The 22,493-nt window shown below is 70.8% G+C and carries 20 protein-coding genes; 12 read left to right on the top strand and 8 right to left on the bottom strand.

Annotated elements, in window-relative coordinates; translation table 11 throughout:
- Positions 1–23: 23 nt before the first annotated feature.
- Both MUB56_RS17810 and MUB56_RS17805 read left to right on the top strand, forming a co-directional pair.
- Positions 24–776, top strand: coding sequence for an SDR family oxidoreductase (locus MUB56_RS17810; protein WP_244928349.1), 753 nt, complete (start codon positions 24–26; stop codon positions 774–776).
- Positions 777–793: 17 nt separating this feature from the next.
- Positions 794–1,333 (top strand): hypothetical protein, encoded by a 540-nt coding sequence (locus MUB56_RS17805; RefSeq protein ID WP_244928348.1) that lies wholly within the window; start codon positions 794–796, stop codon positions 1,331–1,333.
- On the opposite strand, the gene MUB56_RS17800 is transcribed toward MUB56_RS17805, so the two are convergent.
- Positions 1,330–1,998, bottom strand: coding sequence for a hypothetical protein (locus MUB56_RS17800; RefSeq protein ID WP_244928347.1), 669 nt, complete (start codon positions 1,996–1,998; stop codon positions 1,330–1,332). The two genes, MUB56_RS17805 and MUB56_RS17800, sit on opposite strands and share 4 nt — an antisense overlap.
- A gap of 36 nt (positions 1,999–2,034) precedes the next feature.
- Between MUB56_RS17800 and MUB56_RS17795 the strand changes: the two genes are divergently transcribed.
- Positions 2,035–2,469, top strand: a complete 435-nt coding sequence (locus MUB56_RS17795) for a hypothetical protein (RefSeq protein WP_244928346.1) — start codon at positions 2,035–2,037, stop codon at positions 2,467–2,469.
- Between the two features lie 25 nt (positions 2,470–2,494).
- Here the strand turns inward: MUB56_RS17795 and MUB56_RS17790 are convergent, their stop codons facing one another.
- Positions 2,495–3,283, bottom strand: a complete 789-nt coding sequence (locus MUB56_RS17790) for a crotonase/enoyl-CoA hydratase family protein (RefSeq protein ID WP_244928345.1) — start codon at positions 3,281–3,283, stop codon at positions 2,495–2,497.
- A 47-nt stretch (positions 3,284–3,330) separates the two neighbouring features.
- Here MUB56_RS17790 and MUB56_RS17785 point away from each other — a divergent pair, with 47 nt between their 5' ends.
- Both MUB56_RS17785 and MUB56_RS17780 read left to right on the top strand, forming a co-directional pair.
- Positions 3,331–4,977 (top strand): acyl-CoA synthetase, encoded by a 1,647-nt coding sequence (locus MUB56_RS17785; RefSeq protein WP_244928344.1) that lies wholly within the window; start codon positions 3,331–3,333, stop codon positions 4,975–4,977.
- Entirely contained in the window at positions 4,977–6,077 is a 1,101-nt protein-coding gene (locus MUB56_RS17780) for a nitronate monooxygenase family protein (protein WP_244928343.1), read from the top strand. Before MUB56_RS17785 ends, MUB56_RS17780 begins: the two co-directional genes overlap by 1 nt.
- Before the next feature lie 214 nt (positions 6,078–6,291).
- On the opposite strand, the gene fadD1 is transcribed toward MUB56_RS17780, so the two are convergent.
- From fadD1 to MUB56_RS17765, 3 genes are all read right to left on the bottom strand, one after another.
- Positions 6,292–7,884 carry a fatty-acid--CoA ligase FadD1 gene (gene fadD1 / locus MUB56_RS17775; RefSeq protein WP_244928342.1) on the bottom strand — a complete coding sequence of 531 codons (1,593 nt, stop codon included), beginning with the start codon at positions 7,882–7,884 and terminating at the stop codon, positions 6,292–6,294.
- Positions 7,885–7,976: 92 nt separating this feature from the next.
- Complete coding sequence (locus tag MUB56_RS17770; RefSeq protein ID WP_244928341.1) at positions 7,977–9,089, bottom strand: acyl-CoA dehydrogenase family protein; 1,113 nt, start codon at positions 9,087–9,089, stop codon at positions 7,977–7,979.
- A 72-nt stretch (positions 9,090–9,161) separates the two neighbouring features.
- On the bottom strand, positions 9,162–10,349 hold the full coding sequence (locus MUB56_RS17765; RefSeq protein ID WP_244928340.1) for an acyl-CoA dehydrogenase family protein: 1,188 nt from the start codon (positions 10,347–10,349) through the stop codon (positions 9,162–9,164).
- A gap of 146 nt (positions 10,350–10,495) precedes the next feature.
- Between MUB56_RS17765 and MUB56_RS17760 the strand changes: the two genes are divergently transcribed.
- From MUB56_RS17760 to MUB56_RS17745, 4 genes are all read left to right on the top strand, one after another.
- On the top strand, positions 10,496–11,662 hold the full coding sequence (locus MUB56_RS17760) for a Rieske 2Fe-2S domain-containing protein (RefSeq protein ID WP_244928339.1): 1,167 nt from the start codon (positions 10,496–10,498) through the stop codon (positions 11,660–11,662).
- Position 11,663: 1 nt separating this feature from the next.
- Positions 11,664–11,957 (top strand): hypothetical protein, encoded by a 294-nt coding sequence (locus tag MUB56_RS17755; RefSeq protein ID WP_244928338.1) that lies wholly within the window; start codon positions 11,664–11,666, stop codon positions 11,955–11,957.
- Between the two features lie 5 nt (positions 11,958–11,962).
- Positions 11,963–13,051, top strand: a complete 1,089-nt coding sequence (locus tag MUB56_RS17750; RefSeq protein ID WP_244928337.1) for a ferredoxin--NADP reductase — start codon at positions 11,963–11,965, stop codon at positions 13,049–13,051.
- 215 nt (positions 13,052–13,266) lie between these two features.
- Positions 13,267–13,896 carry a hypothetical protein gene (locus MUB56_RS17745; protein WP_244928336.1) on the top strand — a complete coding sequence of 210 codons (630 nt, stop codon included), beginning with the start codon at positions 13,267–13,269 and terminating at the stop codon, positions 13,894–13,896.
- A gap of 88 nt (positions 13,897–13,984) precedes the next feature.
- On the opposite strand, the gene MUB56_RS17740 is transcribed toward MUB56_RS17745, so the two are convergent.
- A complete protein-coding gene (locus MUB56_RS17740) occupies positions 13,985–14,659 on the bottom strand; it encodes an MBL fold metallo-hydrolase (RefSeq protein WP_244928335.1) in 675 nt (224 codons plus the stop codon).
- Positions 14,653–15,360 (bottom strand): maleylpyruvate isomerase family mycothiol-dependent enzyme, encoded by a 708-nt coding sequence (locus tag MUB56_RS17735; RefSeq protein ID WP_244928334.1) that lies wholly within the window; start codon positions 15,358–15,360, stop codon positions 14,653–14,655. Before MUB56_RS17735 ends, MUB56_RS17740 begins: the two co-directional genes overlap by 7 nt.
- Positions 15,361–15,506: 146 nt before the next feature.
- Here MUB56_RS17735 and uvrA point away from each other — a divergent pair, with 146 nt between their 5' ends.
- The gene (gene uvrA, locus MUB56_RS17730; protein WP_244928333.1) at positions 15,507–18,476 is read left to right on the top strand and encodes an excinuclease ABC subunit UvrA; all 2,970 of its coding nucleotides are present in this window, start codon (positions 15,507–15,509) and stop codon (positions 18,474–18,476) included.
- A 116-nt stretch (positions 18,477–18,592) separates the two neighbouring features.
- Positions 18,593–19,123 (top strand): Rieske (2Fe-2S) protein, encoded by a 531-nt coding sequence (locus tag MUB56_RS17725; RefSeq protein WP_244928332.1) that lies wholly within the window; start codon positions 18,593–18,595, stop codon positions 19,121–19,123.
- Here MUB56_RS17725 and MUB56_RS17720 read toward each other — a convergent pair.
- Complete coding sequence (locus MUB56_RS17720; RefSeq protein WP_244928331.1) at positions 19,067–20,389, bottom strand: pyridine nucleotide-disulfide oxidoreductase; 1,323 nt, start codon at positions 20,387–20,389, stop codon at positions 19,067–19,069. The two genes, MUB56_RS17725 and MUB56_RS17720, sit on opposite strands and share 57 nt — an antisense overlap.
- Positions 20,390–20,495: 106 nt before the next feature.
- Here MUB56_RS17720 and uvrC point away from each other — a divergent pair, with 106 nt between their 5' ends.
- The gene (uvrC, locus tag MUB56_RS17715) at positions 20,496–22,493 is read left to right on the top strand and encodes an excinuclease ABC subunit UvrC (protein ID WP_244928330.1); all 1,998 of its coding nucleotides are present in this window, start codon (positions 20,496–20,498) and stop codon (positions 22,491–22,493) included.

Raw genomic sequence — 22,493 nt, 5'->3', positions numbered from 1 at the left:
GAAAACGATGTTATCGTCCGAGCATGGGACGTGTGGAGGGAAAGGTCGCGCTGATCAGCGGGGGCGCTCGCAACATCGGCGGCGCCAGCGCGCGGATGCTGGTCGCCGAGGGTGCCCGGGTCGTCATCGGTGACCTGCTCGACGACGAGGGCGCGGCGCTGGCCGAGGAGCTGTGCCAGGAGTTCGGGCAGGGTGTGGCGCGCTACGTCCACCTCGACGTGACCCAGGACGAGGACTGGCGCCGGGCGGTCGAGCTCACGCTGGCCGAGTTCGGCCGGCTCGACGTGCTCTTCAACAACGCGGGCATCTTCAACGGCGGCAAGCTCCAGCGCTACCAGGCCGAGCAGTGGCAGCAGATGCTCGACGTCAACCTGACCGGGGCGTTCCTCGGCATCCGGGCCGCCGCCGACGCGATGATCGCCGCCGGGGGCGGCTCGATCATCAATACCTCCTCGATCGAGGGCCTGCGCGGCACTCCGTGGGCGCACGGGTACGTCGCCTCCAAGTGGGGCCTGCGCGGCCTGACCAAGTCCGTCGCCCTCGAGCTCGCGCCGCACGGCATCCGGGTCAACTCGCTGCACCCCGGGCGGATCAGCACCCCGGCCACCGACGCGATGCCCGTGGACCTGATCCCGATCCCGCTCGGCCGTCCGGGGCAGCCCGAGGAGGTCGCGTCGTTCGTGGTCTTCCTGGCCAGCGACGAGTCGTCGTTCGCGACCGGGTCGGAGTTCGTGATGGACGGCGGCACCGTCACCGCCATCCCGACCAAGGTCTGAGCCGGCCCGGACCGTCGATGTCCCGACCGTCCCTCACTGCCGAGCAGATCTACGACGAGGCCCTGGCCATCCTCGACGAGGAGGGCGTGCCGGGGCTCAACGCCCGCCGCCTCACCGCTCGGCTCTCCTGCTCGACCAAGACGCTCTACCAGCTCGTCGGCAACCGGGACGCGATGGTGCGCGGCATCGTCGCGCACGCGTTCGCCGGGATGGACCTGGAGTTCCGTCCCGCTCCGGACTGGCAGTCCAGCATCAAGAGCTGGTCGGGGACCCTGCACTCCGCGCTGCTGGCCCGGCCCTACCTCGGCACCCTGATGACCCTGGAGGACCGGGACGCCACCGTGGCCTACGTGATGCGGCTGGTGGCGGTCCTGGTCGGACACGGCTTCCGCACCCGGACCGCGATCGAGGTCGCGGGCAACGTCGGCCACTGGACGATCAGCTCCACCCTGCTCGACCTCCGCGCGCCGGGGGAGTGGGACCAACCGGAGCGCTTCGAGGAGACGCTGGACTGGCTGGTGCTCGGCATCGGGCAGAGCGTGGCGCCCGACTCCTAGACATCGCCGCGGACCTGGGCCCAGGCGGCGTCGGGGATAGCGAGGATCACCGCCTGGAGCGCCTGCAGGGTCGGCTCGATCTCCTCGGCGCCGTGATGGCCGGTGCGGATCGCGAGCAGGCTCTCGCCCTCGATCCGCCAGGTCAGGTCGGGGCGCCGGAGCAGCGCCGCCCGCACCTCCGGCGTCAGCACGGTCGCGGCGTACGACGGGTCGCCCGCGCCGACCCGGAACGCGTCGTCGAAGACGGGGTCGCCGGTCACCAGGTCGGCGCCGAAGAAGCCGCTGAAGATCCGACTGAGGAAACCCTCCGGGGCCACCGACAGCGAGGGGAAGGTCGCACCGAGCGGCACGGCCACCACGGAGTGCTCGTGGCGGCTGGTCGTGCGGTCGCTCCCGGACCCGGTCGAGGTCTCGTAGGTGTGGTCGAAGGCCAGCAGCTCGCGGCCGTCGTACCGGCCCCGGACGACGTTGGTCACCTCGGGGTCGTGCCCCTGGTCGAAGGGGGGACCCGGGTAGCGGTGGACCAGGGACGGGTCCTCGTCGAGGTAGGTCCACTCCCGGTCGGTCGCATGCGCGACGATCGCCGCTCGCCGCCGCTGCTCGGCGACGTAGCCCACGATGCCGACGGCGGCCACGACGAGGAAGAAGACAAGGGGCAGGGTCACGTCCGAACCCTAGGTGCTGCTGAGAGGGTGGGGCGCGTGACCGACGACTACCAGTGGGCGACGCACGCCGATCCCGACCTCCTCGTCGTGCAGCTGCCCGCGGTCTCGGTGGTGCGTGGACCAGGCGCCCACGACGCGATGAAGGCGCTCTTCGCCCGGCGCGGCTTCCGTCCGGTCGCGGAGACGGACCAGCTCGACCTCCGGGCGGCCAACGGGTGCTCGCTCACCCGCACCGGCCCCGGCAGTGCCGAGCTGCTGGTCGTGATCGGTGACCAGGTCGGCGCCAGCCTGATGCCGCTCGCGGGACTCGATCCGGCGTGGTTGGAGCGCGCGGTCGAGCTCGGCCACACCGCCGTCCTGGTCGCCGACGCCGCGATCGCCGACGACGGGACCACGTCGCGCGAGCTGCTGCGCCGCGATGCCGCCGCCGGCGGCGTCCTGGCCGCGCTCGTCCCGACCCGGGACGCCTGACGTCCCGGGCGCGCCCCCGGATGTCTCAGGTGCCGGTGAAGCTCGGCGCCCGCTTCTCGGAGAACGCCCGCGGGCCCTCCTTGGCGTCGTTCGACGCGAAGACCGCGGCGCCCACCTTGGCGTCGGCCTGCCAGGCCTCGTCCTCGTGGACGCCCTCGGAGTCGCGCATGGTCTTCAGGATGGCCTGGACGGCGAGCGGACCGTTCGCGGCGATGGCATCGGCGATCTCGTGTGCCTTCGCCAGGGCCTGACCGTCGGGTACGACGTGCCCGATCAGTCCGATCTCCTTGGCCTCCGGCGCCTTGATGTGGCGGCCGGTCAGCAGCAGCTCGGCGGCGATCGTGTACGGGATCTGGCGCACCAGCCGGACAGCCGAGCCGCCCATCGGGTAGAGCGACCACCGGGCCTCGGAGATGCCGAACTTCGCCGACTCGCCGGCGACCCGGATGTCGGTGCCCTGCAGGATCTCGGTGCCGCCGGCGATCGCGGGACCCTCGACCGCGGCGATCAGCGGCTTGGTCAGCCGGAAGCCCTTGAGCAGCGCCTTGATGATCGACGGGTCGTACTCGCCCGACTCGAAGCTCTCCGACGGAGGTCGCTTCGACATCGACTTCAGGTCGGCGCCGGCGCAGAAGTAGCCGCCCGCGCCGGTCAGGATGCAGACCCGGATCTCGTCGTCGGTGTTGACCCGGTCCCAGGCCTCCTCCATGATCGCGAGCATCTCCCCGGAGAGGGCGTTGCGGGACTCGGGACGGTTCATGGTGACGACGAGCTTGTGCCCGTCCTGCTCCACCAGGCAGTGCGCTTCGGTCATGTCGGAGGATGCTAGCCAAAAACAAGAACGTGTTCTAGTCTCGCGCCGTGGCTCTCAACATCGCTGACCTCTTCGAACACGCCGTCGATGCAGCCCCCGACAGGCCCGCTGTGCAGGTGGGAGAGCGGGTCGTCACGTTCGCCGACCTCGAGCGGGACTCGAACCGGCTGGCTCACTTCCTCCAGGGCCGGGGGGTGCAACCCGGGGACCACGTCGGCATCTACGCGAAGAACAGCGTCGAGCACGTCGTCGCCCTGCTCGCGGTGCTGAAGGTCCGCGCCGTCGGCATCAACGTCAACTACCGCTACGTCGAGGGCGAGCTCAACTACCTCTTCGACAATTCCGACATGGTCGCGCTGCTGCACGAGCGCCCGTACGCCTCGCTCGTCGCCTCCTGCTACCCCCAGCACGACAAGCTGCAGACGGTCGTCGTGATGCCCGACGCGATCGACACCGACGACGAATCCGACGTCTCGTCGTACGACGGCGTCCTGTGGGAGGACGCGCTGGCCGGCCAGAGCGAGGCCCGCGACTTCGGGGAGCGCAGTGCCGACGACGTGCACATCATCTACACCGGAGGCACGACCGGCTTCCCCAAGGGCGTGATGTGGCGCCACGAGGACTTCTGGCGCACCCTCGGCGGCGGCATCGACTTCTACACCGGCGACCTGCTCTCGGAGTACGACCAGTCCGAGCAGGCCAAGCTGGACGGCCGGATGGTCACCTTCCCGCTCAGCCCGCTCATGCACGGCGGCGCCCAGGCCGGGCTGCTGATGCACCTGTTCGCGGGCCACCTGACGATCATGGAGCCGAAGTTCGACGCCAAGCGGACCTGGGAGGTCATCGACCGGGAGAAGGTCCAGCTGATCTTCATGACCGGCGACGCGATGGCCCGACCGCTGATCGAGGAGTTCGAGCGTCAGGCCGCCACCGGCACGCCGTACGACGGCTCGAGCCTGTTCGCGATCTCCAGCAGTGCCGCGATCTTCAGTCCGCCGGTCAAGGAGCGCTGGATCAAGGCGTTCCCGAACGCCGTGTTCACCGACTCGGTCGGCGCCTCGGAGACCGGTTTCCAGGGCATGGGCATGCAGGACAAGGGGCAGATCAGCAGCGACGGACCCGTGGTCGGGCTCGGTCCCAGCAGCGTCGTCGTCGACGACGACAACCGGATCCTCGACCTGGCGACCAACGTCGGCAAGGTCGGCCGGCTGGGGCGTGGCGGCTCGGTGCCGGTCGGCTACTACAAGGACCCGGAGAAGTCCGCGAAGACCTTCCTGGTGATCGACGGGGAGCGCTACTCCGTGCCCGGCGACAACGCCCGGATCGAGGAGGGCAACCGGGTGACCCTGCTCGGCCGCGGCTCCAACTGCGTGAACACCGGCGGCGAGAAGGTCTACCCCGAAGAGGTGGAGATGGCGATCAAGCGCCACCCCGCCGTCTACGACGTGCTGGTGGTCGGCGTCCCCGACGCGACGTACGGCCAGGCCGTGGCCGCGGTCATCGAGCTGCGCGAGGGTGAGACGCTCGAGCTGGAGGACCTGCGCGACTTCCTGCGCGCCCACCTGTCCGGCTACAAGCTGCCCCGCGCGCTCACGCTCGTCGACGAGGTGCCGCGCAACGCGACCGGAAAGGCGCAGTATCCCCGCGCCAAGGAACTGGCCCTTGGGGCCCAGAACGCTGGAGTGACGTCCTGATGAGAACCCCTATCTGCGACGAGTTCGGGATCGAGTACCCGATCTTCGCCTTCACGCCGTCCGAGCACGTCGCCGCGGCGGTGTCGCGGGCCGGCGGGCTGGGCGTGCTCGGTTGCGTGCGGTTCAACGACACCGCCGAGCTCGAGAAGACGCTGAGCTGGCTCGACGAGAACACCGACGGCAAGCCGTACGGCGTCGACATCGTGATGCCGATGAAGGTCCCGACCGAGGGCACCTCGCTCGACCTGGGCGCGATGATCCCGGAGGAGCACAAGAGGTTCGTCGACCAGACGCTGCTCAAGCTCGGCGTACCGCCGCTGCCCGAGGGTGAGGGCCGCGAGGGCGTGCTCGGTTGGCTGCACTCGGTGGCCCGCAGCCACCTCGACGTGGCGCTCCAGCACCGGCCGGTGCTGATCGCCAACGCGCTCGGCTCGCCGCCGGTCGACGTCATCGAGAAGTGCCACGCGCACGGCGTCAAGGTCGCCGCTCTCGCGGGAGCCGCCAAGCACGCGCTCGCCCACGTCCGCAACGGCGTCGACATCATCGTCGCGCAGGGCTATGAGGCCGGCGGCCACACCGGCGAGGTCGCCTCGATGGTGCTGCAGCCCGACATCGTCGACGCGGTCGGCCCCGACGTACCCGTGCTCGGTGCCGGCGGCATCGGCTCCGGCCGCCAGGTCGCCGCGTCGCTGGCGCTCGGTGCACAGGGCGTGTGGACCGGCTCGATCTGGCTCGGCACCGAGGAGTACCGCAACCTCTCCGCCAACCACTCCGCCTGGGAGACCGCGTTCACGCGTGCCACCTCCTCCGACACCGTCCGCACCCGGATCTACACCGGCAAGCCGGCCCGGCTGCTGAAGACGAAGTGGGTCGAGGCCTGGGCCGAGGAGGGCGCACCCGAGCCCCTGCCGATGCCGCTGCAGAACCTGCTGGTCGCCGAGGCGCACAACCGGATCACCGCCGCCAACGACCCCGACGTCATCTCGATGCCGATCGGGCAGATCGTGGGCCGGATGAACGACGTCAAGCCGGTCGCCGAGGTGATGGCCGAGCTGGTCTCCGGGTTCGAGGACTCGGTCGCGCGTCTGAACAAGCTCTGAGGCTCGCGCGTCGGCACGTTTCGTCGGTTGGCCGATGAACCTCGCGTGGGGGAGTTTCATCGGTCAACCGATGAAGCCCATGCCTGGACGATGAAGCTTTGTCGTCCCAGCATGAGGTTCGTCGGCTAACCGATGAAACTCATCCCGGCCGAGCGCGCCCAGTTCGTACGACGCCCCGCCGGCCCCTGTCGTCCGCCGGCCCTCGTCGCGCCCGTCAGACGGTCGCCGGCTGCCCGCCGACCACGTACGACGTCCCGCGGGCCTCGCGGACCCAGAGGACGCCGTCGCCGGCGATCGGACCCTGGGCGGCCAGCTCCCGCTTGATCACCTTGTTGGTGGCGGTGCTGGGCAGGTCGTCGGCGATCCGGACGTAGCGCGGCCAGGCCTTGGGGGACAGGTCGGGCTGGGCGGCGAGGAACGCCTCGAGGTCGTCGGGCGAGAGGGTGACTCCGTCGCGGAGCACCAGCGCGGCCATCACCTGATCGCCGACGCGCTCGTCGGGGACGGCGTACACCGCGACCCGGCTGACCACGTCCAGGCGCATCAGGATCCGCTCGATCGGGGCGGCGGCGAGATTCTCGCCGTCGACCCGCATCCAGTCCGAGGTGCGGCCGGCGAGGTAGACCCAGCCGTCGGCGTCGCGGTAGGCGAGGTCGCCGGACCAGTACATGCCGTGCCGCATCCGCTCCGCGTTGGCGGATGCGTCGTTGTAGTAGCCCTGGAAGTAGCCGGCGCCCTGGGTGTTCACCAGCTCGCCGACGGCCTCGTCGGCGTTCAGCAGCGCCCCGTGCTCGTCGAAGACGGCCCGCGGGCACTCCTGCACCGTCTCGGAGTTGTAGACCGCGACCCCCTCGAACGGCTGGCCGATCGATCCGGGCGGCGTCCCCTCCTCGCGGGTGACGATGACGGCGCTCTCGGTCGAGCCGAAACCGTCCCAGACGGTGCAGCCGAAGCGCCGGCCGAACTCCTCGATGTCGCGGTCGCTCGCCTCGTTGCCGAACGCCACGCGCAACGGGTTGTCGGCGTCGTCGGGCTGCTCGGGCGTGGCGAGGACGTAGGCGAGCGGCTTGCCGACGTAGTTCATGTAGGTCGCGTCGTAGCGGCGGATGTCGTCGAGGAAGTGCGAGGCGGAGAACCTCGCCGGCGCCATCGCCGCGCCGCTGCACACCGACACGGTCCACCCCGCCAGCACGGCGTTGGAGTGGAACAGCGGCATCGACAGGTAGCACACGTCGTCGCGGGTGATGGAGTACTTGCCGACCAGGGTCAGCCCCGCGAACAGCACCATCAGGTGCGCCACCTGCACGGCCTTCGGCTCGCCGCTGGTGCCGGAGGTGAAGATCATCATGAAGGTGTCCATCGCCTCGACCTCGCGGTGCGGGACCAGGGGACCCGCGCCGGCCACGAGGGCGTCGTACGACGGCGTGTCGACCTCGACCACCTGCACGCCGGCCAGGTCGAGCCCGTCCAGCAGCGGCCGGTGCTCGGCGTCGACGAGCAGCACCTGGCACTCCGCCCGGTGGACGTCGGCCGCCAGTGCGGGTCCGCGGCGGGTGTCGTTGACGCCGACCAGGACGTAACCGCCCAGGGCGGCCGCAGCCATCGCGCGCAGCATCGCGGGGGTGTTACCGAGCAGCGCCCCGACGTGCACGGGTCGGTCCCGGTCCACGGTGGCGATCAGCGCGGAGGCCTCCGCGGAGGCCTCCGTCAGGTGCTCGCGCCACGACCAGGTCCGGTCGTCGTACCGCACCGCGGGGCCGTCGTCCTCGAGCCACTCCCGGAGCTGCTGCTGCACTGTCTCTGCCACGGTGTCCCTTTTCTCGCGCAAAACTTGACGCGCGTCAAAATATGACGGCGCTCACATCGGGTCAAGGGTGTCCCGGTGGGTGGCGTCGGCGCTCAGGCGGGCTCGGCCGCCAGGGTCCGACCGACCAGCAGCGCCTGCTCCGTGGCGCCGCCGTACAGGAACTCGAAGCGCTTGGCGCCGGTGAAGTAGCGGTGCACCGGACCGTCCAGGTCGATGCCGACGCCGCCATGGACGTGCACGGCGGTGTGCGCCAGCCGGTGGCCGGCGTCGGCGGCCCACAGCTTGGCCATCGCGACGTCGGTGTCGGCGGGGAGCTCCTGGTCCAGGCGCCAGGCCGCACGCCAGAGCATCAGCCGCTGGCCGAGGGTGTCGATGTAGCCGTCGGCCAGCCGCTGGCTGACCGCCTGGAAGGTCGCGATCGGCCGCCCGAACTGCTCGCGGGTCTTGGCGTACGCCGCCGTCAGCGACAGTGCGCCCTCGGTGAGCCCGAGCTGCTCGGCCGAGGCCGCCAGCACCAGCAGGTTGCGCAGTCGGTGGTCGACGCTGCCGTCGGCGGGCCCGAGCAGCCGCTCCGGTCCGAGCTCCGCGCCGTCGAGGTCGAGGCGGGCGACGGCCTCGCCGTCGGAGAACGTCTGCGGCACCACGGTGACGCCGGCGTCGCCGGGCGTGACCAGGAAGACCCCGACGCCGGTCGGGGTCTCGGCCGGGACCAGGAAGAGGTCGGCGTACCCCCCGGCGGGCACGATCGCCTTGCTCCCCGTCAGGCGGTACGACGCCCCGTCGGCCACCGCCGTCGTCGTCGGCCGGACCGGGGCGAAGGCCCGCTCCTCCGACACGGCCGCGGTCAGCACGACCGCCCCGGAGGCCGCGCCGGGCAGCCACCGGCCCCGCTGGGCGTCGCTGCCGTGCTCGGCGAGCACCCGGGCGGCCGGCCCGTGCGCCGCGAGCGGGACCGGAGCGACCGTGCGGCCGACCTCGACCAGCACCCGGCACAGCTCGATGATCCCGAGCCCGGCGCCGTCGTACTCCTCGGGGAGGGCGAGGCCCAGGAGGCCCGCGGAGCCCAGCTCGGCCCACAGGTCGCGGTCGAAGCGGCTGCCGGCCTGCTCGACCTCGCGCATCCGCACGTTGGTGGCCCGGTCGCCGAGGATCCGTGCCGCCAGCTCGGCGGCCTCGTCCTGCTCGGGGGTGAAGGAGAAGTCCATGTTCTGTCCTCGGGAGTCCGTAGGTCGATATCGGTGGTCGAGTGCCGCGACGAAGGAGCGGTGTATCGAGACCTACCTCTTCGCTGCCGGCAGGCCCAGGCCCACGTAGCCGATGATGTCGCGCTGGATCTCGTTGGTGCCGCCGCCGAACGTCATGACCAGCGAGGAGCGGTACATCCGCTCCAGACGCCCGTTCAGCAGCGCCCCCTCGGAGGCGCCGGTGAGGCCGGCGTTCGGGCCGACGACCTCCATCAGGGAGCGGTAGACCTCGGTGGCCAGCTCGGAGCCGTAGATCTTGGTGGCCGACGCCTCGGCGGGGGAGAGGTCGACGCCGTGGTCGGCGTCCGAGGCGAGCTTCCAGTTCAGCTGGGTCAGCATCTCGACCCGGGCGTGCGCGCGGCCGAGGGCGATCTGGACCCACTCGGAGTCGAACACCCGCTGGCCGTCGGGGTTCTTGGTCTCCTGGGCCCAGGCCCGGACCAGCTTCAGCGACTGGGTGAGCGGCGCCGACGAGGTCAGCGCGACCCGCTCGTGGTTGAGCTGGTTGGTCATCAGCGACCAGCCCCCGTTGAGGTCGCCGACCAGGTTGGTGACCGGCACCCGGACGTCCTCGTAGTACGTCGCACTGGTGCCGACCCCGGCCACCGTGTGGACCGGGGTGTAGGAGAAGCCGGGGGCGTCGGCCGGCACCAGGATCATCGACAGCCCCTTGTGGCGGGGCAGGTCCGGATCGGTGCGGCACGCCAGCCAGAGCCAGTCGGCGTACTGGATGAGCGAGGTCCACATCTTCTGCCCGTTGATGACGAACTCGTCGCCCTCGCGGACCGCCTTGGTCTTCAGCGAGGCCAGGTCGGTGCCCGAGCCGGGCTCGGAGTAGCCGATCGAGAAGTGTAGGTCGCCGGCGAGGATCTTCGGGAGGAAGTACTCCTTCTGCTCGTCCGTGCCGTAACGCATGATCGTCGGCCCGACCGTGTTGAGCGTCAGGTAGGGGATCGGCACGCCGTGGTCGGCGGCGACGTCGGTGAAGATCAGCTGCTCGACCATCGAGCGGTTCTGGCCGCCGTACTCCGTGGGCCAGCCGATGCCCAGCCAGCCGTCGGTGCCGAGCTGTCGAATCACCTGCTTGTAGACGCCCGCCTCGCCGAACTCGCCGGTCGCGGACGCCAGCCCGGCCCGGATCTCGGGGGTCACCAGGGCGGTGAAGTAGTCGTGGAGCTCCTCGCGCAGGGCGAGGTGCTCGGGGTCGAGAGCCAGATGCATGGGGTCTCCCTGTTAGGGGCGCCGCGAGAGGATGGCTGCGCGTGGATAGCGGGGTGCGCTGGCACCGCCGCCGCAAAAACTATAACCTGTTCTTGTTTTGGTCCACAGGCACCAGCGCCCGACCGGGCCGGCCACAGGAGGCACGCATGAGCGACACCAGGTTCCTCGACCGGGGCACCGCGCCCGCCCGCTTCGCGCGCGGCTGGCACTGCCTCGGTCTGGCCGAGACCTTCCGCGACGGCAAGCCGCACGGCATCGAGGCGTTCGGCGGCAAGCTGGTCGTCTGGGCCGACACCCAGGGGGAGATCCAGGTCCTCGACGGCTACTGCCGGCACATGGGCGGTGACCTGACCCAGGGCGAGGTCAAGGGCGACGAGGTCGCCTGCCCGTTCCACGACTGGCGCTGGGGCGGCGACGGCAAGTGCCAGCAGATCCCCTACGCCCGCCGTGTCCCGCTGCGCGCCCGCACCCAGAAGTACCCCGTGGCGATCCGCAACGACCAGGTGCTGATCTGGCACGACGTCGAGGGCTCGGCGGCCGACTTCGACCTGCTGCCGCCCGAGCTGCCGGGGCTCGCCGAGGGCGCGTACACCGACTGGGTCTGGGTCTCGGAGGAGATCGAGGGCTCGAACTGCCGCGAGCTGATCGACAACGTCGTGGACATGGCGCACTTCTACTACGTGCACTTCGCGTTCCCGACGAGCTTCCGCAACGTCTTCGAGGGCCACGTCGCGACCCAGTTCATGGAGTCCAAGGGCCGCCCAGACAAGCACGGCGGGTACGGCGACGCCGAGATGTTCCTGGAGTCCGAGGCGACCTACTACGGGCCGTCGTACATGATCAACTGGCTCGACACCGACTACAACGGCTTCTCGACCGAGGTCGTGCTGGTCAACTGCCACGTCCCCACCGGGCCGGACTCCTTCCGGCTGCAGTACGGCATCGTCGTCAAGAAGCCCGAGGGGCTCGACGAGAAGACCGTCGACTACATCGCCAAGAAATACGCCGACATGTTCGGCAGCGGCTTCCTCCAGGACGTGCACATCTGGAAGAACAAGGTGCCGGTCCAGAACCCCCTGCTGTGCGAGGAGGACGGGCCGGTCTACCAGCTGCGGCGCTGGTACGAGCAGTTCTACGTCGACGCCGCGGACATCGCCCCGGAGATGGTCGACCGCTTCGAGTTCGAGGTCGACACCACCAAGGCCAACGAGTTCTGGCAGGACGAGGTCGCCGAGAACCTCCGCAAGAAGGCCGAGTCGGACGCCGCGTCGAGCGAGAACGCCGAGAACCCGCAGATCATGACCGGGACGTGAGGTGGCCTCCTTCGTCCCCACCGACGCCGGCACCCTCGAGGACCAGCGGCTCTACACCCAGGCGCGGCTGACCGAGGTCGCCTGCCTGGACTGCCTGGCCCGGGTCCGGGTCAAGAAGAACAGCGAGCACCACACGTCGGTCCAGTGGAACGCCGAGGCGCGGGCGCACTGCCCCGACCTCACCCGGCGCGTCGGTGGCCGCGACGTACATCCCGCCTGCCCGCGGATGCTGGCCAGCATCGAGGCTGCCGCACGCGACGGGCAGATCCACATCGGAGCCGAGGACGGTTACTGACCCCCATGGACACCCAGTCCTTCGAGCTGAAGGTCATCGACGTCGTCGAGGAGACCCCCGACGCGCACTCGATCACCTTCGAGGTCCCGTCCGCCGACGCCGAGCACTTCGGCTACCGGCCCGGCCAGTTCCTGACCGTGGCGGTGCCGAGCGACCAGACCGGCGTGGCCGCGCGCTGCTACTCGCTGTCCAGCAGCCCGGTCGGCGGCGGCCCGCTCACGATCACGGTCAAGCGCACCGCCGAGGGCTACGCCTCGAACTGGATCTGCGACCACGTCCGCGAGGGCGACACGCTGCGGGTGCTGCCGCCCAGCGGCATCTTCAGCCCCGCCTCGCTCAGCGCCGACCTGCTGCTTTTCGCGGGCGGGTCCGGCATCACGCCGGTCATCTCGATCACCCGGACCGCCCTGCAGCAGGGCACCGGCCGGATCGTGTTGTTCTACGCCAACCGCGACGAGTCGTCGGTGATCTTCGCCGGTGAGCTGGCCCGGCTCGCGGCCGAGCACCCGGACCGGCTGCTGGTGGTGCACTGGCTGGAGTCGGTCCAGGGGCTGCCCAGCCAGGAGCAGGTCAAGGCGTTCGCGAGCGCCTACCCGTCGTACGACGCCTTCGTGTGCGGGCCGGCGCCGTTCATGAAGCTGACGGTCGCCGCGCTGAAGGAGCTGGAGTTCCCGCGCGAGCGACGGCACCAGGAGAAGTTCGTCTCCCTCGGCGGCAACCCCTTCGGCGACCTGCACGACCGGGAGGTCGCCGAGCACGAGATCGAGGACGCCGAGCGGGACGTCGAGGACACCTCCGGTGTCGACCAGCCTCAGGGGCCGGTGCGGCTCGAGGTCGAGCTCGACGGCCAGCAGTACGCCTACGACGACTGGGCGCCCGGCACCAAGCTGCTCGACCACCTGGAGTCCAAGGGGGTCAAGGCGCCGTACTCCTGTCGCGAGGGGGAGTGCTCGGCCTGCGCGATCCGGATCCTCGAGGGCGAGGTCAAGATGCTGCACAACGACGTCCTCGACGAGGACGACCTCGCCGACGGCATCCGGCTGGGATGCCAGGCCGTTGCCGTCACGGACGTCGTCAGGGTCACCTACAACTGACGCCGACGCCTACGATCTCGAAAATCCACAGGACGGTAACAACACGCCCACGGGACGTGGCGGTCTAGTCCACAAAAGAAAAACAGACCGTTTTACTGACTCCGGGGTTTCCCGTCCCGTTGAGTGGCGCATGAACCTGCCCATCGAGGCTCGGACGGCTCCCCCCACAGTGCGGCACCCGCCGACCTGGCCGCCGTGCTTTGGAAGGAGGGGTGATGTTCGTCCTGTGTCTGCTGGTCGCTGCTGCCGTCCTCGCAGTGCCGCTCCTGTCCGGTCTCGCCGGTGCGTCCGAGCCTCGCGGACGGGAGCGCGACCGTCGGCTGCGCTACGTCGCCCGACACCCCGAGCAGGTGAACGTCGGTGACATCAGCCGGCTGCTCTCCCGCGAGCTCGCCCGCCCCGACGTCGACCTGATCCTCGACCGGGCCGAGGCGCTCGGCGTCAAGCCGTGGACGATGCTCAGCTGGATCCAGCGCTACGACGTGGACACCCTGGCCCTGGTCATCGCCGCCGAGCTGAGCCACGAGGAGCTGCTGTTGCACCTCGGCAACGGCACCCTCCCCGACCTCGCCGAGCTCGAGGTGTTCGCCGCGATCAACGGGCTGCCCGCCGGTCGACCGACGAACCTCCGCGCCGCGAACGTCCGCGTCGCCGGGACGCCGGTGCGCACGTCCGAGCCCGCCGACACCGCCGAGGCCGGTCCGGGCACCTCGCGGATGCCCGAGATCTTCGAGCCCGGCTCCTGGCCGTACGACCAGTTCGGCACCGGCCTGACCGACCTGACCGACCTCTCCGGCTGGCCCGAGGACCCGCGGTCGGAGTCCGGCGGACCGCTCGCCGCCTGATCCCCCCACGACCTCCTCGGGCGACCACGGCCCCCGACAGCGCTGCTGTCGGGGGCCGTGATCGTTCGGGTCCGGTTGCGCGTCCCCGTCACCAGCCTCGGGTGCGCCACTCGCCGAGGGACGGCCGCTCGGTCCCGATCGTCGAGTCGTCGCCGTGGCCGGGGTAGAACCAGGTCTCGTCGGGCAGTCGCTGGAAGACCTTGGTCTCGACCTCGTCGATGAGCTGGACGAAGGCCGCCTCGTCGCCGAACGTGTTGCCGACGCCGCCGGGGAACAACGAGTCGCCGGTGAACAGGTGCGGGTGACCCTGCGGGTCGTCGTACAGCAGCGCGATCGAGCCGGGGGTGTGGCCGGCGATCGCGATCACCTCGAGGGTGGTGTCGCCGACGGCGACCGTGTCGCCCTGGTGGACGCGGCGGGTCACCGGCACGCCGGTCTGGGAGGTGATGGCGTCGGCATCGGGCTCGCCCGCGACCACCTCGGCGCCGGTGGCCTTCACCACGTCGGCCAGTGCCCGGTGGTGGTCCCAGTGCTGGTGGGTGGTCACGACTGTCGTCAGGACCCCCGCGCCGAGGAGGGGGAGCAGGATGTCCGGCTCCGCAGCGGCGTCGACCAGGAGCTGCTCGCCGGTGCTGCGGCAGCGCAGGAGGTAGCAGTTGTTCGACATCTGCTCGTCGACGGCCACCTTGGTGATCGTCAGGGCCGCCAGCTCGCGGGTGTCGGGTGCGCCGCCGGGCGTCACCTCTCCGGTGTAGGTCACCATGCTCCAATCCGGGGCAGACTGCCGCCCTCGCTCGTCAATCCTGCACCGTCGCCCCGGCCGGTGAGCCACCAGCCCAGGGCGGCGGCCGGGCCGGTCACCGCCGGCCCACCGTCCCCGATCGTCCAGGTCCGGTCAAGGTCGGAGGCGACCGCCACGAACCCGGTCGACAGGTCGCGGCCGGTCGCGAGGTAGTCGATCAGGAGGCTCGAGAAGTCGGGACCCCAGTCGGCCCAGGAGTACGACGCCGCGAGGTCGGCGTGGTGGATCTCGACCTCCCGCAAGCGCATCCCGGGCACGTCGGCGGCGAGGAAGGAGGGGCCGCCCGGCGTCCGCTCGACCCGGGTGTCCCACGCCTCGACCGGGACCGCACCGACCGTGTCGGCGAAGGCCGTCACCGCGCCGAGGAGTCGGTCGCGTCGTGCCTCGACGGGGGCGGCCGCGAGCTCGGCGATGTCGTCGTCCCGAGCGGCGGGTGAGCGGTACATCGGGACCTGCTCGCCCGCCGCGAGGCCGCGGAGGGCGCCCGCGAGTCCCTCGGCGTTCAGGGCGAGGTGGGCGACGACGTGGGCGCGGCTCCAGCCGGGGAGTTCGGTTGGCTCGGACCAGTCGTCGTCGGCGAGGGCGTCGACCGTACGGACCAGCCGATGTGAGGCCGGAGCCAGAAGCTGCAGGGCGCGAGGATTGGGTAGGGGTACCGGCACCCCGTCATCCTGACCCGTCCGGCCGCCGGTTGCCAGCACCCGGCCGGCTTGTCGGTGGCCCGTGAGATCGTGCACAGGTCGGTGTGGCGACTTGGCGCACCACGTAGGATGACGAACACCTGTTCGAACGAGTGAGGACCCGTTTCGTGGCCGACCAGCTGATCATCCGGGGCGCCCGGGAGCACAATCTCAAGGACGTCTCGCTCGACCTCCCGCGCGACTCGCTCATCGTGTTCACCGGTCTGTCCGGCTCGGGCAAGTCCTCGCTGGCCTTCGACACGATCTTCGCCGAGGGCCAGAGGCGCTACGTCGAGTCGCTGTCGGCGTACGCCCGGCAGTTCCTGGGCCAGATGGACAAGCCCGACGTCGACTTCATCGAGGGCCTCTCGCCCGCGGTCTCGATCGACCAGAAGTCGACCTCGAAGAACCCCCGATCGACGGTCGGCACCATCACCGAGGTCTACGACTACCTCCGGCTGCTCTACGCGCGGGCCGGCCGGCCGCACTGCCCGGTGTGCCACTCGCCGATCGAGCGGCAGACGCCTCAGCAGATCGTCGACCGGATCCTCGGACTCGAGGAGGGGCGCCGCTTCCAGGTGCTCGCTCCGGTCATCCGCGGCCGCAAGGGGGAGTACGTCGACCTGTTCCGCCAGCTCCAGACCCAGGGCTTCTCGCGCGCCCGGGTCAACGGCGAGACCCACGGGCTCGACGACCCACCCAAGCTCGACAAGCAGAAGAAGCACACGATCGAGGTCGTCGTCGACCGGCTGGCGGTCAAGGAGACCTCGAAGCGCCGGCTGACCGACTCGGTGGAGACCGCCCTCCGACTGGCCGGCGGACTGGTGCTCTTCGACTTCGTCGACCTGGACGAGTCCGACCCGGGCCGCGAGCTGAAGTTCAGCGAGAAGATGGCCTGTCCCAACGACCACCCGATCGACACCGACGACCTCGAGCCCCGCTCGTTCTCGTTCAACTCGCCGTTCGGGGCGTGCCCGGCCTGCCACGGTCTCGGCACCCGGATGGAGGTCGACCCCGAGCTGGTCGTCCCCGACACGGAGGCCACGCTGGGCGAGGGCGCGATCCAGCCGTGGAGCCACGCGACCGTCGCCGACTACTTCCTGCGGCTGATGGCCGCGCTGGGCGACGAGCTCGGCTTCGACCTCAACACCTCCTGGTCGGCGTTGTCGCCGAAGGCCCGCAAGGCGGTCATCGAGGGCCATCCGACGAAGGTGCACGTCGTCACTCGCAACCGCTACGGCCGCGAGCGGGCCTACTACGCCGAGTTCGAGGGCGTCCGGTCCTACATCGAGCGCCGGCACCGCGAGGCCGAGTCCGACACCAGCCGGGACCGCTTCGAGGGCTTCATGCGCGAGGTGCCGTGTCCCACCTGCGGCGGCAGCCGGCTCAAGCCGGTGTCGATGGCCGTCACCCTCGGCGGCAAGAGCATCGCCGAGGTGTGCGCGCTTTCCCTCGACCAGTCCTCGGCCTTCCTCGCCACCCTGGAGCTGTCACCCCGGGAGCGGCAGATCGCCGAGGTGGTGCTCCGCGAGATCCAGCAGCGCCTGCAGTTCCTGCTCGACGTCGGGCTCGACTACCTCTCGCTCGACCGGGCCTCCGGGTCGCTGTCCGGTGGTGAGGCGCAGCGGATCCGGCTCGCCACCCAGATCGGTGCCGGCCTGGTCGGTGTCCTCTACGTCCTCGACGAGCCGTCGATCGGCCTGCACCAGCGCGACAACCAGAAGCTCATCGAGACCCTCGTCCGGCTCAAGGAGCTCGGCAACACGCTGATCGTCGTCGAGCACGACGAGGAGACCATCAAGGTCGCCGACTGGGCCGTCGACGTCGGCCCGGGAGCGGGCGAGCACGGCGGCCAGATCGTGCACAGCGGCACGGTCGCCGAGCTGCTCGACCACCCCGACTCGATCACCGGCCAGTACCTCTCCGGACGCCGCGAGATCGCGGTCCCCGCCGTACGCCGCCCGCGCACGACGGGCCGGGAGCTGACGGTGGTCGGTGCCCGCGAGAACAACCTGCGCAACATCGACGTGACCTTCCCGCTCGGCCTGTTCGTCGCCGTCACCGGCGTCTCGGGCTCGGGAAAGTCGACGCTGGTCAACGACATCCTCTACACCTCCTTGGCCAAGCAGCTCTACAACGCGCGCACCATCCCGGGCCGGCACACCCGGATCACCGGGCTGGAGCACGTCGACAAGGTCATCCACGTCGACCAGTCCCCGATCGGGCGCACGCCGCGGTCCAACCCGGCCACCTACACCGGCGTCTTCGACCGGGTCCGCAAGCTGTTCGCGGACACCCCCGAGGCGAAGATGCGCGGCTACCTCCAGGGCCGGTTCTCCTTCAACGTGAAGGGTGGCCGCTGCGAGGCGTGCCAGGGCGACGGCACGATCAAGATCGAGATGAACTTCCTGCCCGACGTCTACGTGCCGTGCGAGGTCTGCCACGGGGCGCGCTACAACCGAGAGACGCTCGAGGTGCACTACAAGGGCAAGACCATCGCCGAGGTCCTCGACATGCCGATCGAGGAGGCGGTCGACTTCTTCGCCGCCGTCCCGGTCATCTCCCGCTACCTCACCACCCTGGTGGAGGTCGGCCTCGGCTACGTCCGGCTCGGCCAGCCGGCGACGACGCTCTCGGGCGGCGAGGCCCAGCGGGTCAAGCTCGCGACCGAGCTGCAGCGCCGCTCGACCGGACGCACGCTCTACGTCCTCGACGAGCCGACGACCGGGCTGCACTTCGAGGACATCCGCAAGCTGCTGGGCGTGCTCGGCCGGCTCGTCGACCAGGGCAACACGGTGCTGGTCATCGAGCACAACCTCGACGTCATCAAGACGGCCGACTGGCTGGTCGACATGGGCCCCGAGGGTGGCTCCGGCGGCGGCACCCTGGTCGCCCAGGGCACGCCCGAGGACGTCGCGGCCGTGCCGGAGAGCTACACCGGCCAGTTCCTCGGCCCGGTGCTCGCCGGCAAGGAGGCCAAGCAGCCGTCCCGCAAGCTGCCGGCGGCGTCCGCACCGGAGCCCCGAGGCAGGACGGCCGCCTCGGCCTCGAAGCGGGGCGAGCGGGTGGAGCGGTCGCGGGCCAAGAAGGGCGCGTGATCGCGGTGGGCCGGTGAGCAGATTCTCATCGAGTCCACAGGTTTCGCTCGTTCCACCTGCCGCCGCGCTCGGTAGTGTGAACTTCAACGACTTCCGCTGCCGAGAGGATCCCGATCGTGACCACGGAGAGCCGCACCACCAGTACGCCGGATGCCCCGAAGGCCGTCCGCGGCGGGCGCGCGTGCGCCTGCCTGAGCCGCCGGCACGCCCTGGCCGGTGCCGTCACCGTCGGGGTCGGGGTCCCGTTCCTGGCCGCCTGCGGCGGTGACGACGCAAGCAGCGGTGTCGACGCGCCGAGCAGCTCCTCCGGCGGGTCCTCGCCGGCCGCCCCGGCGACCTCCGAGGGTGCTGGCGCACCGGCCGAAGGGCTGACGACGACGGCCGACATCCCGGTCGGTGGCGGGAAGATCTTCGGCGACGAGGGCGTCGTGATCACCCAGCCGACCGAGGGCGAGTTCAAGGGGTTCACCAACATCTGCACCCACCAGGGGTGCCCGGTGACCGGTGTCGAGGACGGGACGATCAACTGCTCCTGCCACCACAGCTCGTTCTCGATCGAGGACGGCTCCGTCGAGGGTGGTCCGGCCTCCTCAGCGCTGAAGGAGATCGTCCTCACGGTCAACGGCGACGCGATCAGCATCGCGTAGCACCTGCGCGCGCCAGCGCTGGTCGCGGGCGGACGAGCGCCGGTCCAGTCGGGCGTCGAGCAGCAGGTGGGCCTCGTCGTACCGGTCGGCGCGCAGCAGCCCCGCGATCCGGGTCTCCTCGAGGATCTCGCGCTGCGCGTCCGAGCCTCCGAGGCGGCGACACGCGACAGTGAGCGCCGCGAGCCGGTCGGCCGCCTCGCCCGCCTGGCCGTCGGCGAGCCGGCGCAGCGCCCGGGCGAGCGGTGCGACGACCTCGCGCTGGGTCGGGTGGGCGTGTCCGTCGGCGTACGCCGCCAGCCGGTCCAGCCCGGCTCCGTCGCCGAGGGCGAGCAGCACCACCGCTGCGTGCATCGCCAGGAACGGCGTCGCGGGACGCTCCAGCACGCCTCGGCCGGTCAGCCGCGCCACCTCGTCGAGGCCCGGGACGTCCTCCGCGCCGGGGGTGAGAGCCCAGCGGAAGAGCAGCGAGCCGGTGTCGACCAGGGTGCGACAGCCCAGGCCCAGCTCCGGGCGCAGCTGCGTGTCGTGCCGACGTCGTACGGCGTCGAGGTCGCCCAGCGACAGCTCGTGCAGGGCGGCGTGCCAGGAGAAGTGGCTCAGGCTCTCGGTCCGCTGGCCCGAGCCGCTGACCCACGAGTCCATCCAGGCCAGGCCCGCGGCATGGTCGCCGGTCTCGTAGTGGGCGTGCGCGCGGGCGTGGGCGGAGTGCCCGGCGGCCGGCTCGACCGCCAGCGAGCGGCAGGAGAGCTCCATCGCCTCGTCGAAACGCCGCTGCTCCTGGCGGACGAACGCGAGCAGCCCGGTGAACCACCAGTCCTCGCCGTACGCCGGGATCGCCTGCTCGACCAGCTCCCAGGCGTCCTCGGGGACCTCGGTCGCCCCGGCGAAGGCGATCGTGGGCACGGCGGCGGAGAGCAGCAGCGCGTCGCGCGGGTGGGTGCGCAGGTGCTGGAGCAGCGGGCGGGAGTCGCCGCGGACGTGCGCCGCGACGGCGTGCACGTGGCTGCGCTCGCGCTCGGTGCCGCGGCCGGCGTGCAGCTCGGCGTCGCGGAGGCGGGCGTCGAGGTCGACGGCGAGGCACATCTCGTGGCCGAGCAGGGCCAGGGTCGCGTGGCCGATCGCGAACGTCGGGTCCAGCGCCACCGCCGTCGCGACTGCGGCCCCGCCGGACCGGAGCCGGAGCAGGTCGCCCAGGCCACGGTCGTACGCCGCAGCAGCCTCGGGGCTGGTGGTCAGGGCGTACCCGTAGGAGTCGCGACACGGCATGAAAGAAGAGTAAGCCAGTCGACAAGCAACGCGAAGTGGACGCGCCCGAGGATCCCTGACGACCCGCCCGGGCGGCACTGTCCCCGGTGGACCGTAGGGTTGTCCCGTGCCTCCCGCCCGTCCCCGTCGCACCTCCCGGGGGCCGTTGTCGTACCGCCCCGAGCCGGGCTCGATCCCGACCCAGCCGGGGGTCTACCGCTTCCGCGACCCGGGTGGCCGGGTCATCTACGTCGGCAAGGCGAAGAACCTCCGCGCCCGGCTGTCGTCGTACTTCCAGGACATCGGCAACCTCCACCAGCGCACCGCGACGATGGTCACGACGGCGGCGAGCGTGGAGTGGACGGTCGTCAACACCGAGGTCGAGGCCCTGCAGTTGGAGTACTCCTGGATCAAGGAGTTCGACCCGCGGTTCAACGTGAAGTACCGCGACGACAAGTCCTACCCGTGGCTGGCCGTGACGGTGGGCGAGGAGTTCCCGCGGGTGATGGTGGGGCGCGGCGCCAAGCGCAAGGGCACCCGCTACTTCGGCCCCTACAGCCACGCCTGGGCGATCCGCGAGACCGTCGACATCCTGCTGCGGGTCTTCCCGATGCGCTCGTGCAGCAACGGGGTGTTCAAGCGGTCGGCCCAGATCGGTCGGCCCTGCCTGCTGGGCTACATCGACAAGTGCTCCGCACCGTGTGTCGGCAACGTCAGCGCGGAGGAGCACCGCGAGATCGTCGACGACTTCTGCGAGTTCATGGCCGGCCGCACCCGGCCGTTCACCCGCCGCATCGAGCAGCAGATGTACGCCGCCTCGGACGCGCTCGACTTCGAGAAGGCGGCGCGGCTGCGCGACGACCTGGGTGCGATGGAGCGCGCGCTGGAGAAGCAGGCCGTGGTGCTCGGTGACGGCGCCGACGTCGACGTGATCGCGCTGGCCGAGGACCCGCTCGAGGTGGCGGTCCAGGTGTTCTACGTCCGGGGCGGGCGGATCCGCGGCCAGCGCGGCTGGGTCGCGGACCGGGTCGACGAGGGCGGGACGGACAAGCTGGTCGAGGACTTCCTCCTCCAGCTGTACGCCGGTGACCCCGAGTCGATCCCGCGCGAGATCCTGGTGCCCGCCATGCCGCCGGACCCCGAGACCTTCGAACAGCTCCTCGGCGACCTGCGCGGCGCCCGGGTCGAGATCCGGGTGCCGCAGCGCGGCGACAAGAAGACGCTGCAGGAGACCGTCGCCCGTAACGCCGGCCAGGCGCTGGTGCTGCACAAGACCAAGCGGGCCAGCGACCTGACCACCCGCAACCGGGCGCTGGAGGAGATCCAGGAGGCGCTGGAGCTCGACGAGGTCCCGCTGCGCATGGAGTGCTACGACATCTCCAACCTGCAGGGCACCGAGGTGGTCGCCTCGATGGTGGTCTTCGAGGACGGCCTGGCCCGCAAGAGCGAGTACCGCCGGTTCGTGATCAAGGGCGTCGACGGGCAGAACGACGTCGCCTCCATGCACGAGGTGATCACCCGGCGGTTCCGGCGGCTGCTCGACGAGCAGGCGCGCTCCGAGCTCAAGCCGGGCGACGACACCTCCGGGCCGATGCTGGTCGACCCCGAGACCGGCCGGCCGCGCAAGTTCGCCTACGCGCCGGGCCTGGTGGTGGTCGACGGCGGACCGCCGCAGGTCGCGGCGGCGCAGCGGGCCCTCGACGAGCTCGGCATCGACGACATCCCGGTCTGCGGACTGGCCAAGCGGCTCGAGGAGGTGTGGCTCCCGGGTCAGGAGGACCCGGTGATCCTGGCCCGCTCCTCCGAGGGTCTCTATTTGCTCCAGCGGCTGCGTGACGAGGCGCACCGGTTCGCGATCGGCCACCACCGCTCGCGCCGCTCCAAGACGATGGTCGAGAGCGTGCTCGACGACATCCCGGGGCTGGGGGAGGTGCGCCGCAAGACGCTGCTCAAGCACTTCGGCTCGCTGAAGAAGCTCCGCGCCGCGACGGTCGAGGAGATCGCGCAGGTCCCCGGCATCGGCACCCGCACCGCGACCGCCATCAAGGACTCCGTCACGGCTGCCGCCGAGACCCGCAAGACTGTCTCCGTGAACACCGCGACCGGCGAGATCGAAGAGGGCTGA

This window comes from Nocardioides sp. W7 (assembly GCF_022919075.1).
Taxonomy (GTDB): Bacteria; Actinomycetota; Actinomycetes; order Propionibacteriales; family Nocardioidaceae; genus Nocardioides.
Note: the sequence above shows the minus strand (reverse complement) of the source record. Positions and strands in the feature narration are given on the sequence as shown.